This is a genomic window from Pantoea sp. AS-PWVM4 (assembly GCF_000468095.1).
GTDB classification, from domain to species: Bacteria; Pseudomonadota; Gammaproteobacteria; order Enterobacterales; family Enterobacteriaceae; genus Pantoea; species Pantoea phytobeneficialis.
The window spans coordinates 205,737-222,048 of sequence record NZ_ASZC01000003.1 but is presented as its reverse complement, the minus strand read 5'-3'; the positions used below and the strand labels follow the sequence as shown (position 1 = coordinate 222,048).

16 protein-coding genes and 1 tRNA gene are annotated in these 16,312 nt (G+C 51.9%); 9 read left to right on the top strand and 8 right to left on the bottom strand.

Annotated elements, in window-relative coordinates; all coding sequences use genetic code 11:
* Positions 1-12: 12 nt before the first annotated feature.
* From sirB1 to hemA, 5 genes are read right to left on the bottom strand one after another with little or no spacing between them, the layout of a single operon-like run.
* Positions 13-822 (bottom strand): invasion regulator SirB1, encoded by an 810-nt coding sequence (sirB1, locus tag L579_RS03625; RefSeq protein ID WP_021182918.1) that lies wholly within the window; start codon positions 820-822, stop codon positions 13-15.
* Positions 819-1,217, bottom strand: a complete 399-nt coding sequence (locus tag L579_RS03620; protein ID WP_021182917.1) for a SirB2 family protein — start codon at positions 1,215-1,217, stop codon at positions 819-821. Before L579_RS03620 ends, sirB1 begins: the two co-directional genes overlap by 4 nt.
* A 10-nt stretch (positions 1,218-1,227) precedes the next feature.
* On the bottom strand, positions 1,228-2,061 hold the full coding sequence (prmC, locus tag L579_RS03615) for a peptide chain release factor N(5)-glutamine methyltransferase (RefSeq protein WP_021182916.1): 834 nt from the start codon (positions 2,059-2,061) through the stop codon (positions 1,228-1,230).
* Positions 2,061-3,143 (bottom strand): peptide chain release factor 1, encoded by a 1,083-nt coding sequence (prfA, locus tag L579_RS03610; protein ID WP_021182915.1) that lies wholly within the window; start codon positions 3,141-3,143, stop codon positions 2,061-2,063. Before prfA ends, prmC begins: the two co-directional genes overlap by 1 nt.
* A 35-nt stretch (positions 3,144-3,178) precedes the next feature.
* The gene (hemA, locus tag L579_RS03605; protein ID WP_036624944.1) at positions 3,179-4,435 is read right to left on the bottom strand and encodes a glutamyl-tRNA reductase; all 1,257 of its coding nucleotides are present in this window, start codon (positions 4,433-4,435) and stop codon (positions 3,179-3,181) included.
* 217 nt (positions 4,436-4,652) lie between these two features.
* Here hemA and lolB point away from each other — a divergent pair, with 217 nt between their 5' ends.
* The 4 genes from lolB (at position 4,653) to L579_RS03585 (ending at position 8,614) form a co-directional block, all read left to right on the top strand.
* Positions 4,653-5,276, top strand: a complete 624-nt coding sequence (gene lolB / locus L579_RS03600; RefSeq protein WP_021182913.1) for a lipoprotein insertase outer membrane protein LolB — start codon at positions 4,653-4,655, stop codon at positions 5,274-5,276.
* Positions 5,273-6,130: a 4-(cytidine 5'-diphospho)-2-C-methyl-D-erythritol kinase gene (gene ispE / locus L579_RS03595; RefSeq protein WP_021182912.1), complete on the top strand. Its 858-nt coding sequence runs from the start codon at positions 5,273-5,275 to the stop codon at positions 6,128-6,130. The genes lolB and ispE overlap by 4 nt, the downstream gene beginning before the upstream one ends.
* A gap of 138 nt (positions 6,131-6,268) precedes the next feature.
* A complete protein-coding gene (gene prs, locus L579_RS03590) occupies positions 6,269-7,216 on the top strand; it encodes a ribose-phosphate diphosphokinase (protein ID WP_021182910.1) in 948 nt (315 codons plus the stop codon).
* Between the two features lie 228 nt (positions 7,217-7,444).
* Complete coding sequence (locus L579_RS03585; RefSeq protein ID WP_036624938.1) at positions 7,445-8,614, top strand: GGDEF domain-containing protein; 1,170 nt, start codon at positions 7,445-7,447, stop codon at positions 8,612-8,614.
* Positions 8,615-8,616: 2 nt separating this feature from the next.
* Here the strand turns inward: L579_RS03585 and ychH are convergent, their stop codons facing one another.
* Positions 8,617-8,892, bottom strand: a complete 276-nt coding sequence (gene ychH, locus L579_RS03580) for a stress-induced protein YchH (RefSeq protein WP_021182908.1) — start codon at positions 8,890-8,892, stop codon at positions 8,617-8,619.
* 263 nt (positions 8,893-9,155) lie between these two features.
* Between ychH and pth the strand changes: the two genes are divergently transcribed.
* From pth to L579_RS03560, 4 genes are all read left to right on the top strand, one after another.
* Positions 9,156-9,743, top strand: coding sequence for an aminoacyl-tRNA hydrolase (gene pth, locus L579_RS03575; protein ID WP_021182907.1), 588 nt, complete (start codon positions 9,156-9,158; stop codon positions 9,741-9,743).
* A gap of 111 nt (positions 9,744-9,854) precedes the next feature.
* Positions 9,855-10,946 carry a redox-regulated ATPase YchF gene (ychF, locus tag L579_RS03570; protein WP_021182906.1) on the top strand — a complete coding sequence of 364 codons (1,092 nt, stop codon included), beginning with the start codon at positions 9,855-9,857 and terminating at the stop codon, positions 10,944-10,946.
* 349 nt (positions 10,947-11,295) lie between these two features.
* Entirely contained in the window at positions 11,296-12,975 is a 1,680-nt protein-coding gene (locus tag L579_RS22990; protein WP_021182905.1) for a hypothetical protein, read from the top strand.
* A gap of 23 nt (positions 12,976-12,998) precedes the next feature.
* Complete coding sequence (locus L579_RS03560; RefSeq protein ID WP_021182904.1) at positions 12,999-13,421, top strand: NUDIX domain-containing protein; 423 nt, start codon at positions 12,999-13,001, stop codon at positions 13,419-13,421.
* A gap of 58 nt (positions 13,422-13,479) precedes the next feature.
* On the opposite strand, the gene phoA is transcribed toward L579_RS03560, so the two are convergent.
* Positions 13,480-14,886, bottom strand: a complete 1,407-nt coding sequence (gene phoA, locus L579_RS03555) for an alkaline phosphatase (RefSeq protein ID WP_021182903.1) — start codon at positions 14,884-14,886, stop codon at positions 13,480-13,482.
* 245 nt (positions 14,887-15,131) lie between these two features.
* On the opposite strand from phoA, the gene L579_RS03550 reads away from it, so the two are divergent.
* Positions 15,132-15,219, top strand: a tRNA-Ser gene (locus L579_RS03550).
* Positions 15,220-15,333: 114 nt separating this feature from the next.
* Here the strand turns inward: L579_RS03550 and phoH are convergent.
* The gene (gene phoH, locus L579_RS03545) at positions 15,334-16,122 is read right to left on the bottom strand and encodes a phosphate starvation-inducible protein PhoH (RefSeq protein WP_013509516.1); all 789 of its coding nucleotides are present in this window, start codon (positions 16,120-16,122) and stop codon (positions 15,334-15,336) included.
* Between the last annotated feature and the right edge of the window lie 190 nt (positions 16,123-16,312).

Here is a 16,312-nt window from a genome sequence, read left to right as displayed (position 1 = left end):
TCAGAGGTACGCTTAGTGCAGCGTGACCTGTTTTTGTTCAATTGCGTGGATCTGCACTTTAATCATTTCGCTAACCGGGTCTTCCGGACACTGTTCAACGAAGTAGGTAAGATCGTTTAGCGCGATATGTTCGCACTCCAGTTGCGCGTAAATCAAACCACGGTCGCGAATTTCGTAGGGGTCATCCGGATCGATTTGTAACAGCACCTGGCTAACATTTAACGCCAGCTCCATCTTTTTCTCGTCCATCAGCGCCGCTTTCAGCGTATCCAGCATCTTACGCATTACGCTGACCGTTTTCGCTTCATCGAGATCATCCTGATAGAGCTTAGCCGTCGGGCTGATATTGCCCTTCAGCCAGACTTCCAGCGTGTGGGTATCGAGGGTTTCACCGTTAAACGGGTTAATCAGCCACATCTCACCATCCAGCCAGTCGGCCCGCAGAATCATCTGGGTCGGGAAGATAACCGGCATCAGCGGCAACTCCAGCTCTTCGGCAATGTGCAGCAGGATAACGCCCAGTGACACCGCAGTGCCCTGACGGCTTTTCAACACCTTATCGATCCATAAGGCATCGGATAAATTGTAGACGCCACTGGCACCGCCAAAACCCCACTGGCGGTAGAACAGTTCCAGCAACTTCTCCAGTTGCAGGTCAGCATCACTGGCACTGCTGACATACGCACGCGCTTCCGCCACTAACGCTGCCAGCTGTTGCTCTACGGATTGAGCAGAAAAATCTTCGCGGATGGCGCAGGTTGCACCAATAACCGCTTCACATAACGGTGTTTGACTGTAATCGAGTTGCTCTGGCGAGGTCATACTATCCCCAATAACGGCATTTTGGTCATCGCCAGCTTAATCACTACCAGTAACGCAACGATCGCGACCAGGCAGGCAATCCAGCGGGTGCTCATCTTTCGCGGGCGACGACTCAAGGCCACGGAACCTAAGGCGATGTAGATAATAACCCCTAACAGCTTCTCAGTCAGCCAGCTTCCTTGTGGTGTGAACGGGTAAAAGTGCGTAATTACGACCAGCAGCACACCACTCAGCAACAAAAACGTGTCGTTGATGTGCGGAGCAATGCGCACCCAGCGGCGATCGAGCTGTGCTGAACCGGTGCATTTCCAGTAAAAACGCACCAGAAACAGGCTGACAGTAATCAGCACTGTAAGCAGATGAAAATGTTTAATCAGCGGATACCAGCTAGCCATCTTGCTTCCTTTATAAGAAAAATTGCCCAAGTGTAACGCGCGGGTTGCCGCCGTAGTCGTCCACTGTGTTGACCTGTTGATAGCCATGTTGAACCATCAATTCTCGCACCGCCTCGCCCTGCTGCCAGCCATGTTCCAGCAACAACCAACCGCCAGCGTGCAGCCAGTGTGGTGCCGTTGCAATAATCACCCGCAGATCGGCTAATCCCGCCTCATCGGCCACCAGCGCACTGAGCGGTTCAAACCGCACATCACCCTGCTGCAAATGATGGTCGGTAGCGTCTATATAGGGGGGATTACTGGCAATCAGATCAAAACGTTGCGGGGTGAGATTGTCGAACCAATCGCTGAGGAGAAATTGTGCATTGCTGATGTGCAAACGCTGCGCGTTTTCCTGCGCCAGCGCCACGGCAGCTGCGATGCGATCACAGCCGATGACCTGACAATCAGGCCGTTCGCTGGCGAGCGCCAGCGCGATGGCTCCGGTGCCAGTACCTAAGTCAAGGAGAGTGGCGGCACGGGTCGGCAGATGAGCCAGCGCCTGCTCGACCAACACCTCGGTGTCAGGACGCGGGATCAAAGTCGCATCGCTGACGCGCAGAGGTAACGACCAGAATTCACGTTCACCCACCAGATGCGCCACCGGCTCACCCTGCGCACGTCGAGCCAGGAGCGCATTCAGTTGTTGTAACTGGTTCTCATCCAGCGCTGTATCGTCAAACGCCACCAGCCAGGTACGGGATTTGCCGGTAACAAACGCCAGCAAAATTTCGGCATCGCGCTTGGGGCTGTCGCCGCCGCTCAGGGTAGCAACGGCATGCTTCAGCCAGTGGCGAATATCCATTAATCCTGTCCAGCCAGCGCGGCCAACTGGTCGGCCTGGTATTCCTGCACGATAGGCTCAATCAGGCTATCCAGCTTGCCTTCCATCGTCTCATCCAGACGATAGATGGTCAGGTTAATGCGGTGATCGGTAACGCGCCCCTGCGGGAAGTTGTAAGTACGGATACGGTCCGAACGGTCGCCGCTGCCCAGCAGGTTACGACGGGTGGACGCTTCCGCTTCATGGCGTTTTGCCATCTCCGCCGCGTGAATACGCGCGCCCAGCACTGCCAACGCTTTAGCTTTGTTTTTATGCTGCGAACGCTCATCCTGACACTCCACCACAATGCCGGTCGGCAGGTGGGTAATACGGATGGCAGAATCGGTGGTGTTAACGTGCTGACCACCCGCACCGGAGGAGCGGAAGGTATCAATTTTCAGGTCGCTGGGGTTGATATCCGGCAGCTCGGCTTCCGGCAGTTCCGGCATTACCGCCACTGTACAGGCCGAGGTGTGAATACGCCCCTGTGATTCGGTTTCCGGCACACGCTGTACGCGATGACCGCCCGATTCGAACTTGAAACGACCATAGGCACCATCACCCGTCACACGGGCGATGACTTCTTTATACCCGCCATGCTCACCGTCATTGCTGCTGATAATATCCACCTGCCAGCGGCGAGACTCGGCATAACGGCTGTACATGCGGAACAGGTCGCCGGCAAAAATTGCCGCTTCATCGCCACCGGTACCAGCACGCACTTCGACAAAGCACGGACGCTCATCATCAGGATCTTTCGGCAGCAACAATACCTGTAGCTGCTGCTCCAGCACTTCACGCTTTTCGCGTGCGGTTTTCAGTTCATCCTGCGCCATCTCGCGCATTTCAGGATCGTCGAGCAACATCTCCGCTGTCTCAACATCTTCCTGCACCTGCTGCCATTCACGGAAACAGCGGGTCACATCAGACAGTTGCGCATATTCGCGCGAGAGGGCACGGAAACGATCCTGATCGGCGATCACGCCAGCATCGCCCAGCAGGGCTTCCACTTCTTCGTGGCGTTCCTGGAGAGCTTCCAGCTTGGCAACAATAGAGGTCTTCATGTAATTGAGGGTATCCCGTAAAAGGTCGTGACAGCCTAATCGAGACCGAGGCTGTCACGTAAGATTTGCAGGCGTTCGCTGTCGCCATCGCGCGCGGCCTGCTGTAGTGATTTGGTTGGAGCGTGAATTAAACGATTGGTAAGTTTGTGCGCCAGTTCCTGCAACACTTTTTCGGCATCCGCTCCCTGACGCAGTGCGGCCAGCGCGCGCTCCTGCAATTCAAGGCGTACATCATCAGCCTGCGAGCGATATTCACGAATGGTGTCGACCGCGCTTTGCGCACGCAGCCAGGCCATAAATTCGCCGCTTTCCTGCACCACGATGCTTTCAGCCTGCACCGCCGCAGCTTTACGCTGGGCCATGTTCTGCTCAATGATCGCCTGAAGGTCATCCACGCTGTACAGGTAAGCATTGGCGAGCTTGCCGACTTCCGGCTCCACATCGCGCGGTACTGCGATATCCACCAGCAGCATCGGCTGGTTACGGCGGGCTTTCAATGCACGCTCGACCATGCCTTTACCAATAATCGGCAACGGGCTGGCGGTGGAAGAAATAATAATATCGGCATCAGCCAGTCGCGAATCGATATCCGCCAGCCCGATGACCTCTGCCCCGACCTCATCAGCCAGCAACTGCGCGCGTTCACGCGTACGGTTGGCAATCATCAGCTTTTGCACATGATGCTCACGCAAATGACGCGCGACCAATTCAATCGTTTCGCCCGCGCCCACCAGCAACACGTTAACCGAGCTGAGAGATTCGAAGATTTGACGTGCCAGAGAACAGGCGGCAAACGCCACAGATACCGCACTGGCACCAATTTCAGTTTCTGTGCGCACCCGTTTGGCGACGGAGAAGGTTTTCTGGAACATCCGTTCCAGTTCACTGGACAACGCCTGACCACGTTGTGAATCGGCAAAAGCTTTTTTTACCTGGCCGAGAATCTGCGGCTCACCCAGCACTAAAGAATCCAGACCGCTGGCAACACGCATCAGATGGCTGACTGCCGCGTTGTCCTGATGCCAGTACAGGCTCTTGCGCACATCTTCTTCACGCAGTTGGTGATAGTCACACAACCAGCGCACCAGCTTCTCCTGCAAATCGGCCTGCTGCTCTACGCTGAGGTAGAGTTCAGTGCGATTACAGGTGGAAAGCACCACTCCGCTTTGCACCATCGGCTGGGACAGCAGGCTGCTAAGCGCCTGATCCAGCGTGTCCGGCGTGAACGAAACACGTTCGCGCAGTGCAACGGGTGCGGTTTTATGGTTGATTCCGAGAGCGAGCAGCGTCATGGTGGTTCTGGTTGGGATATCCCAATTATTGTCAGGGTTTTGTGAAGCGCATTCTACAAGATGCCACAGATCAAGAAAAGCCATACAAAGCCTATGACTGTAATAAGATTAAACTGATCGTGCGCAATAATCGGTACAACAGCATTGACGGCTTAGATGCGGATGGTTAGCGTTACCGGTTACGAAGTAAAAACCTGTCCGAGGAGATGACCAGGTGATGCCTATGCCTTCGCGCAAGCTGTTGCGCCTTTTACCCCTTGCCAGCGTATTGCTGGCTGCCTGTAGCGTCAACAAACCGCAGGGACCAGGCCCAAGCACCACCGCACCCCAGTGGCAGCAACATCAACAGGCGGTGGCTAAAGTCAGCCATTATGAGACACGCGGTGCCTTCGCCTATATTTCTGATCGCCAGAAGGTGTATGCCCGCTTTAACTGGCAGCAAACTGCCGCTGACCGTTATCGTTTGCTGCTGACCAATCCGCTGGGCAGCACCGAGTTACAACTTGATGCCCAGGGTTCCGTGGTGCAGGTGGTCGATAACAAAGGCAAACGCTATGTCAGCAATGACGCTGAAAAGATGATTTCTCAGCTCACCGGGATGGATATTCCCCTCGCCAACCTGCGTCAGTGGATGATGGGTCTGCCAGGCGATGCCAGCGACTATCAGTTAAACGACCAGTATCAATTGCAGAGCCTGAATTACAGTCGTAACGGCCAGCAATGGCACGTTGCCATCTCAGATTATGACAGCAAAGTCACCCCTCCTCTGCCTGCCAATCTCGAGCTGACCGAGGGTGGACAGCGTATTAAGCTGCGGATGGATAGCTGGACCGTACAATGATTACCTCCTGGCCTGCCCCGGCAAAGCTGAATTTATTTCTTTACATCACCGGCCGTCGTCCTGACGGCTATCATAACCTGCAAACCCTGTTTCAGTTTTTAGATTACGGCGATACGCTGACCATCACCCCAGATGACAGTGGCAACATTCGTCTGTTGACACCGTTAGCGGGTGTGCCGGATGAACACAACCTGATCGTTCGTGCCGCTCGTGCCCTGATGCATGCGGCTGAAGCACGCGGTACGTTACCGCCCCAGGCCGGTGCGGCGATTGCGCTGGAAAAGCGGCTGCCAATGGGAGGAGGCCTGGGTGGCGGCTCGTCGGATGCGGCGACAGTGTTGGTGGCGCTGAATCATTTGTGGCAAACGCGACTTAGCGTAGATGAGCTGGCAACCCTTGGCGTACGACTCGGTGCCGACGTTCCGGTGTTTGTTCGCGGTCATGCCGCCTTTGCGGAAGGCGTAGGTGAACAATTGCAACCCGCAGAGCCAGATGAAAAATGGTATCTGGTTGCGCATCCTGGCGTAAGTATCGCCACCCCGGTCATTTTTGGCGATCCTGAACTGACGCGCGATTCACCGATACGCTCACTTGATGAACTTTTGCAGCGCCCTTTCCACAATGATTGTGAGTCTGTGGCAAGAAAACGTTTTCGCGAGGTTGATGAGCTGGTTTCCTGGCTGCTAGAATACGCGCCGTCGCGCCTGACTGGGACCGGGGCCTGTGTGTTTGCTGAATTTAACACCGAATCCGAAGCTCGTCAGGTGCTGGAGCTTGCCCCGGAATGGATACGAGGATTTGTGGCGCGCGGGCTGAATGTCTCGCCGTTACAGCGTACTCTTTCCGGGATTTAAGCGTATGCGTGACTGTGTCACCCCTGTTCCAGGCACAGCACGCGACGCATCAACACACCTGTCTGAACACGCTTTGCGATATTCGCCGGTTATCGCAACGTCGTTCATTCGCTGGACGCAAAGCCTGAGGTTCTTCTCGTGCCTGATATGAAGCTATTTGCTGGTAACGCCACCCCGGAACTAGCACAACGTATTGCCAACCGCCTTTACACCAGCCTCGGAGACGCCGCTGTCGGTCGTTTCAGCGACGGTGAAGTGAGTGTACAGATTAACGAAAATGTACGCGGTGGTGATATTTTCATCATCCAGTCCACCTGTGCCCCCACCAACGATAATCTGATGGAGCTGGTAGTGATGGTCGACGCGCTGCGTCGGGCTTCTGCTGGTCGTATTACTGCCGTTATCCCCTACTTTGGCTATGCCCGTCAGGACCGCCGTGTGCGTTCCGCGCGTGTGCCGATTACCGCTAAAGTAGTCGCGGATTTCCTTTCCAGCGTTGGTGTTGACCGTGTTTTGACGGTTGACCTGCACGCCGAGCAGATCCAGGGCTTCTTTGATGTCCCGGTAGACAACGTATTTGGCAGCCCGATCCTGCTGGAAGATATGTTGCAAATTGGTCTGGAGAACCCGATTGTCGTTTCTCCTGACATTGGTGGTGTGGTGCGCGCCCGTGCCATCGCCAAACTGCTTAACGACACTGACATGGCTATCATCGATAAACGTCGCCCGCGTGCTAACGTTTCTCAGGTGATGCACATCATCGGTGACGTCGCTGGCCGTGACTGTGTACTGGTCGACGATATGATCGACACCGGCGGTACGCTGTGCAAAGCGGCTGAAGCGCTGAAAGAGCGTGGCGCGAAACGCGTTTTCGCGTACGCCACTCACCCGATCTTCTCCGGTAACGCGGTGGAAAATCTGCGCAAGTCAGTGATCGATCAGGTGATTGTCTGCGACACCATCCCACTGTCTGACGAGATGAAATCTCTGCCGAACGTACGTACTTTGACGTTGTCCGGTATGCTGGCCGAAGCGATTCGTCGTATCAGCAACGAAGAATCCATTTCAGCCATGTTCGAGCATTAATCGAACGAAACCGGGCCACCTCTGGCCCGGTTTTATTTCCCTGCCACACGTTTAAGTTCAGTTACCGATTAAGCCGCTTCGGGCGCAGATATTTTCGCGATAATTTTCGTTAAAATTCGCTATTCGCGTTGCCATTCACTGTTTTCAACTAACACTACTATCCGGACTTTAGCCGTCCTGGGTTTAGTGGTATTTTTCACCACACTTTTTTTGAGAACTCCGACCACTATGGCTCTCGACATCTACACACTTTTTGTTTGCGAGCTCTATGTCCTGGGGTTTTTAAGCATCATTATGGTATTTGCCTGGATTGGCTCACAGTATGATCGGGTACTGGGTTTCACCACTCTGACGCTGGTGTTAACCCTTACAGCCGTGTTTCTGAGCAGCCTGCGTGCCGCAGGATTACAGTTCCTGCCCATTGCGGTGGGTAATGTGGTGATGATGCTGGCTTATGGCAACCTGTTAAATGCTTTCCGGGTGTTTTGTAAAAAACCACTTGGCATGAGCTGGCTGGCGGGGGCATTGCTATGGGCGATTCTGTGTATTTTCCCGGCGTTTTACTTCAGTCTGCCAAAACGCGTTCTGGTCGTTTGTCTGCTGTGCATCATCTACACCGGCGCATTGATTCAGCTGCTGTGGCGGGCACGCGCCGCGCTCACCGTCACCTTCTGGCCCGCGCAGATGTTGTTGTGGATACATTTGCTGTTTCACGTCGCACGAATTTTCTTTGATGACGCCGTTGCCACCCCGGTGCATGGTGCAATTGGTGGTTCCAGTTTTTCCGTGTACGTCATGCTTGAATCGATTTTGTTCGTTATTGGCCTGACGTTTACGATTCTGGCGATGGTCAATGAACGTACCCAGATCGCCCATAAACTGGCATCACTGCACGATCCCTTAACCAGTGTGTGGAACCGCCGCGCATTATTCGAGCAGGCGGAAAAAATCATCGCCCGACGCTTACGGCAACAACAACCCTTCACGGCGATATTATTCGATCTCGACCATTTCAAAAGCATTAACGATCGCTACGGCCACCAACAAGGTGATCGGGTATTAATTGATTTTTGCCAGATTGCCCAGGCGTTATTGCCTGACGAGGGGCAGTTTGCCCGGTTGGGAGGTGAAGAGTTTGCCGCCATATTGCCCGGCGACAGTGAGCAGGCACAATTGGTATGTGAACGTATTCGCGTCGCAACGCAGTTATCGCTGCCGGATAATATCAGCTACACCGTCAGTATCGGCTATGCAACAGCCAGCAAGGAAGAGCTTCACTTCCCGACATTACTGGCATTGGCTGATGAGGCGTTGTATCGCGCAAAAGCCAGCGGCCGTAACCGTACTGAACAATATCTGACACAGTTACAGCCGTTGAATCAGGCTACGCTGGTGTAGTCTTATGGGTGATGCGTGTTACGACGGCAACGTTTATCACCGTAGTGGCGCAACCAAAAATAGCGGTCTTCCACTTTTTCCCGCCCACTGACACGCGCACCCACCAGCCAGAGCAGCGCACCAATAAAGATGCTAAACATTGCGCCATGCGCCAGGAATTGCGGCAGATTTAACGAAGGTATTTGATTAATGATCGAGTAACCGACGCCAAGCACCATGGTGAGTAAACCGAGACACATCAGGCCATTACCGATATAGCGAGAGTGATGACGTTTCATAATTCACCTCCATCCTTTTTTAGTAATGCCAAAAACAGCACATAACGTTAACTTGCTATAAGTTTAGGCAATGACCCGGGGTTAAGATGCGTGCATGATCACACATCTTTCACAATCCTGACGAAACTTTACCGCTTATCGGGTTGATTTCGATAGAAAATGATAAATAACGTAGCGGCACTATTCACTGTCTCAGCCCTTTGTCATCTCCCCTGTCAGGCAGTAAACTAACGCCCTTTCGATTTCGAGACAGGATAATCATCGTGAGCAGCATTAAACTGATTGTGGGACTGGCTAATCCCGGCGCGGAATATGCCTCTACGCGCCATAACGCAGGTGCCTGGTATGTGGATCTGCTGGCAGAGCGCAACAATCAGTCTCTGAAAGACGAACCCAAATTCTTTGGTTACACCGCTCGCTTATCGCTGGCGGGCGAAGATGTGCGGCTACTGGTCCCCACCACTTTTATGAACCTGAGTGGGAAGGCGGTCGCGGCAATGGCGACGTTCTACCGCATCGCGCCAGAGGAAATTTTGGTGGCACACGATGAACTGGACCTGCCTCCTGGCGTGGCGAAGTTTAAACAGGGTGGCGGCCACGGTGGTCATAACGGTCTGAAAGACATCATCAGCAAGCTGGGTAACAACAATAATTTTCACCGTTTACGGGTCGGCATTGGTCATCCGGGTGACCGCAATAAAGTCACCGGATTTGTACTGGGTAAACCCCCTGCCAGTGAACAGAAGCTGATCGATCATGCCGTAGATGAAGCGGTGCGCTGTACGGAACTGTGGCTGAAAGAAGATAAGATTAAGGCAATGAACCGTCTGCACGCCTTCAAAGCCGGTTAAGGCCAAATCCCGCGCCGCAGACCGGGAAATCTGTGTATAATGCGCGAAATTTTTTGAATCGTCAGCGTTGCCGGTCAACGCTGCACACTCAGCGAGAAAGGTAATCAGATCATGGGATTTAAATGCGGTATTGTGGGCCTGCCGAACGTCGGTAAATCCACCCTGTTCAACGCGCTGACCAAAGCGGGTATCGAAGCAGCCAACTTTCCGTTCTGCACCATCGAGCCAAACACCGGTGTCGTTCCAATGCCCGATCTGCGCCTTGACCAACTGAGCGAGATCGTGAAGCCACAGCGCGTTGTGCCGACCACCATGGAGTTCGTTGATATCGCCGGTCTGGTGGAAGGTGCTTCTAAAGGTGAAGGCCTGGGCAACAAATTCCTGACCAATATCCGTGAAACGGATGCCATCGGCCATGTGGTTCGCTGCTTCGAAAATGAGAACATCATTCACGTCGCGGGCAAAGTAAACCCGGCGGAAGATATCGATATCATCAACACCGAACTGGCGCTGTCCGATCTCGATACCTGTGAACGTGCTATCCAGCGTGTACAGAAGAAAGCCAAAGGCGGCGACAAAGACGCCAAAGCTGAGTTGGCGGCGCTGGAGAAGTGTCTGCCGCATCTGGAAAATGCCGGGATGCTGCGCTCACTGAATCTGGATGCTGATGAGAAAGCGGCAATTCGTTATCTCAGCTTCCTGACGCTGAAACCCACCATGTACATCGCCAACGTTAACGAAGATGGCTTCGAGAACAATCCTTATCTCGACCAGGTTCGTGCAATTGCCGACGCAGAAGGTTCAGTGGTTGTGCCGGTTTGCGCCGCAGTGGAATCCGATATCGCTGAACTGGAAGATGATGAGCGTGCGGAGTTTATGGCTGAGATGGGCCTGGAAGAACCCGGTCTGAACCGCGTGATTCGCGCTGGTTATACTCTGCTGAACCTGCAAACTTACTTCACCGCCGGTGTAAAAGAAGTACGTGCCTGGACTATCCCGGTCGGTGCCACTGCACCGCAGGCGGCTGGTAAAATCCATACCGACTTCGAGAAAGGTTTTATCCGTGCCCAGACTATCGCGTTTGATGACTTCATCGCTTATAAAGGTGAACAAGGCGCGAAAGAAGCAGGAAAAATGCGTTCTGAAGGTAAAGAATACATCGTTAAAGATGGCGATGTAATGAACTTCCTGTTTAACGTCTGATTATTTTCAGCAACAGACGTTAATTAAAAGCCCATGCTTGTGCATGGGCTTTTTTATTCACTCAACAATACCACTTCGGTTTGTCAATTATCTTCAATTGCAGTTTACTGACGAAATACACTCCAGGGAACTTTCTCAACGCGCGCCAGAACACTCTCTATTTTCACTTCTTCGACATTGTTATATCTTAATTATCAATTAAATTATTACCTTTGACACATTAATAATTTTATTCAGTGAAGTGCGGGGTATATTTATTCCTTGCTTAGCTGCAACCAGACCTAAAACTGAAGTTTATTAAAATAACTACAGAAAAAATTACAATATTTTATTTTTACACCGGAGAAATATGAAACACCATTTATTAGCCCTGGCGCTTTGTGCGACATTCGCAGGGAATGCTGCCTCTATTACACCAGGAGGAATGGCAGGTTGGAACTATACTCTCGATGCAACGAATATCACCAGCCTGACCTTCCCATTTACAGTTAATACCGCTCCGGAAACGCCAGGTTATTACTATGCAAGCCAATTTGGTTTTACGGGTGCAACCGCAATTGGTTATATTGGTCTGCAACCGCGAACTGCCGATCAATATTCAGTCGTGTTTTCCTCTTTTGTTTACGGCACCGAAGTTGTAGACAGTGAACGCTGTAGACTGGGCGCTGATGGTAGCTATGGTGCCAGTTGTTCCAGGTTATACCCGATCAAAAAAGGGCAAAGATATCTGTTTGAAGTCCGTCGTGGGAGTGACGATGTCAACGTCTGGTACGGTTTCGTCAAAGAAGAAGGCAGCACAACAGAAACACAAATCGGTGCATGGCGACTTCCTGCTGGCTCGGGGTTACTGAGGTCAGTTCAATCCGGTTGGATTGAATATTATAAAAGTGTCGATACCTGTTACACACCTGAAGTTTCACAAATTACCGTTTCACCACCCTATGTCACTGCAACCGGTAAACAGGGATCGTTTTACTACCCGCATGAGTATGGTAGGTGCACAGGTAAAGTGAATTATCAATACGAATGGGTTGGTAATGATCTCAGAACGACCGTTGGCCGACGTATGATTACGACCGACGCCTATAGTTCCGCTCTTTTCGATGGTGAACTTTCCCCTGACAGTTTCATTACGATCGGCGTATATGACAGTCAAAATAAAGCACTGGAAAAACACACAGTAAAAGTGGGTAAAGACTACGTCAGCAAATGGACCTGGCCGGCATACTCTGCTGCGATCTTCAATAGCAATTTAAAGAAAGTTAAACTTGGGATGCTGGACATTAATACGGGTGAAATTAATGTTAAACCTGGTTCATCCTTCGAAAACCAGATTTATAAAAACAAACTGGACAACTTAAAAGTCATCACTACCATCGAGGACATGTGGGTTAATAACGACCCTTTCGGTGACGAACTTTACACTGGTGATTTGGCCTCCGGCAGTTCAGTCATGATTACGGTAAAAGATCAGGCTGGGCAAATGTTGGAAGATTACACAGTGATGGTTCCTGATAGTATGACGGGTCGCTGGCGCTGGTCAGAATATACTGGCTATGAATTCAACAATGCTCTGAAAAAAATCAAGATTGGCGTTAAAGATGCTAATAATGATATCGCCATTATGCCCTGGACCTCCTGGCAAAATAAAATCTGGAAAAAGAGTCAGGAACATTTAACCGTCAAAGCTGAGATTTTTACTGCATCAGAAAATCCCTGGGTTAACCATGACCTCTTTGGCGATAAGCTGGCAGCCGATTTACCTTCAGGTAGCAAAGTTACCATAAAGGTAAAAAGTAGCCTGGGTAATTTGCTGGAGGAACATACGGTTGAGCTGCCGGATGGACACCTGGATCGCTATAAGTGGCCCCCTTTTGCAGCCAATGAGTTCAATCAGATCTTTAAGCAGATTGTAATTGGTGAAAAAGAGGGAGATAACACCATCAACGTGATCGCTGGCTCGCAATATCGCAACCTGATATGGAAAAAAGAGCGCGCCAACCTGACTGTTGAAGTCTCAATTGATTAATCGTTGCCAGAACGGAAACAGAAGTGAACCACATTGAAGAGATGCGCGGCCAGGTTGGACACCGCTTATTACTGCTGGCAGGGACGCGTATCCTGTTACAACTGCGCAAGGATGGAAGTTGGGGCTTACCAGGCGGCTGGTTGGATCCTGGGGAATCACCAGAACAAACGGTGAAACGTGAAGTGAAGGAGGAAACCAATCTTGATGTACATCGGATGCAACTGTTAGGATTTTTTTGTGAGCCGGAATATACCCTTAACCAGGAGTACAACGAGGGAGACAACGCCGTAACGGCTCTCTATCAGGTTGATGAATGGTCGGGGGTGATGATCAATGATCCCAGTGAAAGCGATGAACTGACTTTTTTCTCATCTGATGAACTGCCGAAAAACCTGGCAGAAAAGTGTCGGCACTCTATCCGTTGCTATTTGTCACATCAGCGATAATTGTTTTCCCAACGTAAAAATCCACGCTTGCGCGTGGATTTTTTTAGGCTGGATTAGCTTACTTAATTCCCATCGCATCTTTCAGGGTGAAGAACAGATCCGTTTGGTCAGTCAGACCAACCACATTCGCCGCATGCGGGCCATAGGCAGCAATACGCAACTGAGTACCGGTATGCTCCTGTGAATCTTCTTCTGAGTTACCGTAACTGATGGTCATCACCGCGCCATCTTTGGTGTTCAGAGCCTGAGTCAAGCCTGGTGCTTTGGTGCCATTTTCAACGATCTGGCTACTGTGCGCGTGATCTGCCGTCACCACGACCAGGGTATTGCCATGCTCGCGAGCAAAAGCCAGTGCCTGTTGTACCGCTTCATCAAGGTCAACGGTTTCACCAATTTGCCCACAAGGATTAGCGGCATGATCCTGTTTATCAATGGAGGCACCTTCAACTTGCAGGAAGAAGCCCTTGTCATTTTTGCTCAACAGATCCAGCGCTTTTTTGGTCATCTGCGCCAGTGTTGGCGTACTGGACGGGCGATCCTTATTCACTTCACAGGTGACTACCGGCTTATCAAGATTGCCGTGATAACTGGCTTTCGGCCCCTGCCAGCGCACTGGCATATTGCCTTCAGAGAACAGCCCTAACAACGGTCTACGCTGGTCCGCCTGCTGGACCGCATTCATGCCGTCGAGATTATCCACCAGTTGATAACCTCGTGCCTGCGCCTGCTCACGCAGGGTTTTACCCTGATATTCTCCCGCCTTCGCCACTTCGCTGAAGCTCCTGGCACCGCCACCCAGCGTGACATCCGCACGAGTTTTCAGCATCTGCTCGGTGATGGAACCTCTGCCACCCTGCTCCAGCGCGTTGCTCGGGCATAGCTCGCTGGTTTTTTCCGGGCCATAGCATTTACGTGAAGTGACATAAGCGATCAACGCCGCAGGTGTTGCATCCTGTAGCTCCGCAGTTGAAACGTTACCGGTGGCCTTACCGGCAGCTTTCGCCAGTTCCAGCAGCGTGGTTTGGTCTTTCCCATTCACATCAACGCCAATCGCGCCATTATAGGATTTGGTCCCCGTGGCCCACGCGGTCGCAGACGCTGCTGAATCCGTGACGTAGTTCGGTTTGTGGGTTTTCTTATCCAGCGAGTAATGGGTGTACTGACCGGTTAAAGGTAAGGCATCAATCCCGGGGAAAAAGCCGCCTGCGCCCATTGCCTGATTACGTGCAGCAGTGATTTCTGAGTCCCCCATGCCGTCACCGATCAACAGAATGACATTCTTCGCCGTATTGTTGCTCAGAGAAGCTTTGAGCGCTTCCGTTTGATCACCGGTCAGTCGACGCGCACCACCATGCTGAGTCAGGTCACCGGTGGCGGCGCGCGAGTAGCTGGTTGCATCAGCAAGTGCTGCCGTCGCGAACAATGAAGTGATAAGCGGAACCGTAATCAAAGGTATCTTTTTCATTTATAAGCATCCTTATTCACAAATATAACCAAATGTTTCCGCTGACAAGTCTGCGACAATGCCGTGACACTTTTGTGACTGGCACGCAATATTTTGATGACAGGATCGGCAAAACGAACAAGGCTAATGCAATCCGCTCAGAGCTTAAGCGAATAGAAAAAAAGGAGAAAATAGAGCTTGACCCTTTTCAGCTAACTCCCTATAGTAGCGCCCCGTTGACCCGCTGAGGTTGGCAAACAAAATGTGGTGAGGTGTCCGAGTGGCTGAAGGAGCACGCCTGGAAAGTGTGTATACGGCAACGTATCGGGGGTTCGAATCCCCCCCTCACCGCCATCATTCTGAAGAAGAGTCTGAACTAACGTTCAGACTTTTTTTTCGCCTGTGCACCATACGTTGTGCACAAAAAAACCCGGCCGCAGCCGGGTTTTGTGTATCAAATCTCAATGGTTAACTGTAAGCATGTAGCGTACGCTGACACAAGGCCGAACGGACACAGTCGTCTTTGCCAAAACGAACCACGCCGATCATCTCATCTTCTTCGAATCGTCCCAATGCATCCGCGAGTCCGGATGTCACTCCGCGCGGTAAATCGCACTGGGTAATATCGCCGTTGACGATGACGGTCACGTTCTCACCAAGACGCGTCAGGAACATCTTCATCTGCGCAGCGGTGACGTTTTGTGCCTCGTCGAGAATCACCACGGCATTTTCGAAAGTACGTCCTCGCATATAAGCGAAGGGCGCGATCTCTACCTTGCCGATTTCCGGGCGCAGGCAGTACTGCATAAAGGAAGAGCCGAGACGTTTAACCAGAACGTCGTAGACCGGTCGGAAATACGGGGCGAATTTCTCGGAAATGTCTCCGGGGAGGAAACCGAGGTCTTCATCCGCCTGTAGGACCGGGCGTGTAACGATTATCCTGTCGATATCCTTATGTATCAGGGCCTCAGCCGCTTTGGCTGCGCTAATCCAGGTTTTTCCGCAGCCCGCTTCTCCGGTCGCGAAAATAAGCTGTTTCGTTTCTATGGCTTTAAGATAGTGCGCCTGAGCATCATTTCTGGCTTCAATTGGTGAACTGTCTCGCACATCGCGTGCCATGCCAATTGCATCCAACCCACCCATCTGCACCAGCGAAGTGACCGATTCTTCTTCACGCTGACGATGACTACGAGAGTCATTACGAAGCACTCTGCGGGCTTCACGACGCGCTTTGATCACTGCTTTCTGTCTTCCCATAGTGGCACCTTACAGTTGGTTTCATTTATCGCTTCAGGATTATCCTGTTGCGATGACGTGAACGCTTTAGAGGTTGACGTGGCTTCCTTTAGAGCCGTTTCGAGCCATTGAGAATAGTGTGCAACAACGCGCAAACGCTGTTACGCACCGGTAAGAAATATGAGATTGAAAAAGAACGAAGCTTGAAAAG

Excerpts from the sequence above, each read along its gene's own strand:
- sirB1 (WP_021182918.1), bottom strand. The coding sequence starts at position 822 with ATGACCTCGCCAGAGCAACTCGATTACAGTCAAACACCGTTATGTGAA.
- L579_RS03620 (WP_021182917.1), bottom strand. The coding sequence starts at position 1,217 with ATGGCTAGCTGGTATCCGCTGATTAAACATTTTCATCTGCTTACAGTG.
- prmC (WP_021182916.1), bottom strand. The coding sequence starts at position 2,061 with ATGGATATTCGCCACTGGCTGAAGCATGCCGTTGCTACCCTGAGCGGC.
- prfA (WP_021182915.1), bottom strand. The coding sequence starts at position 3,143 with ATGAAGACCTCTATTGTTGCCAAGCTGGAAGCTCTCCAGGAACGCCAC.
- hemA (WP_036624944.1), bottom strand. The coding sequence starts at position 4,435 with ATGACGCTGCTCGCTCTCGGAATCAACCATAAAACCGCACCCGTTGCA.
- lolB (WP_021182913.1), top strand. The coding sequence starts at position 4,653 with ATGCCTATGCCTTCGCGCAAGCTGTTGCGCCTTTTACCCCTTGCCAGC.
- ispE (WP_021182912.1), top strand. The coding sequence starts at position 5,273 with ATGATTACCTCCTGGCCTGCCCCGGCAAAGCTGAATTTATTTCTTTAC.
- L579_RS03585 (WP_036624938.1), top strand. The coding sequence starts at position 7,445 with ATGGCTCTCGACATCTACACACTTTTTGTTTGCGAGCTCTATGTCCTG.
- ychH (WP_021182908.1), bottom strand. The coding sequence starts at position 8,892 with ATGAAACGTCATCACTCTCGCTATATCGGTAATGGCCTGATGTGTCTC.
- ychF (WP_021182906.1), top strand. The coding sequence starts at position 9,855 with ATGGGATTTAAATGCGGTATTGTGGGCCTGCCGAACGTCGGTAAATCC.
- L579_RS22990 (WP_021182905.1), top strand. The coding sequence starts at position 11,296 with ATGAAACACCATTTATTAGCCCTGGCGCTTTGTGCGACATTCGCAGGG.
- phoA (WP_021182903.1), bottom strand. The coding sequence starts at position 14,886 with ATGAAAAAGATACCTTTGATTACGGTTCCGCTTATCACTTCATTGTTC.
- phoH (WP_013509516.1), bottom strand. The coding sequence starts at position 16,122 with ATGGGAAGACAGAAAGCAGTGATCAAAGCGCGTCGTGAAGCCCGCAGA.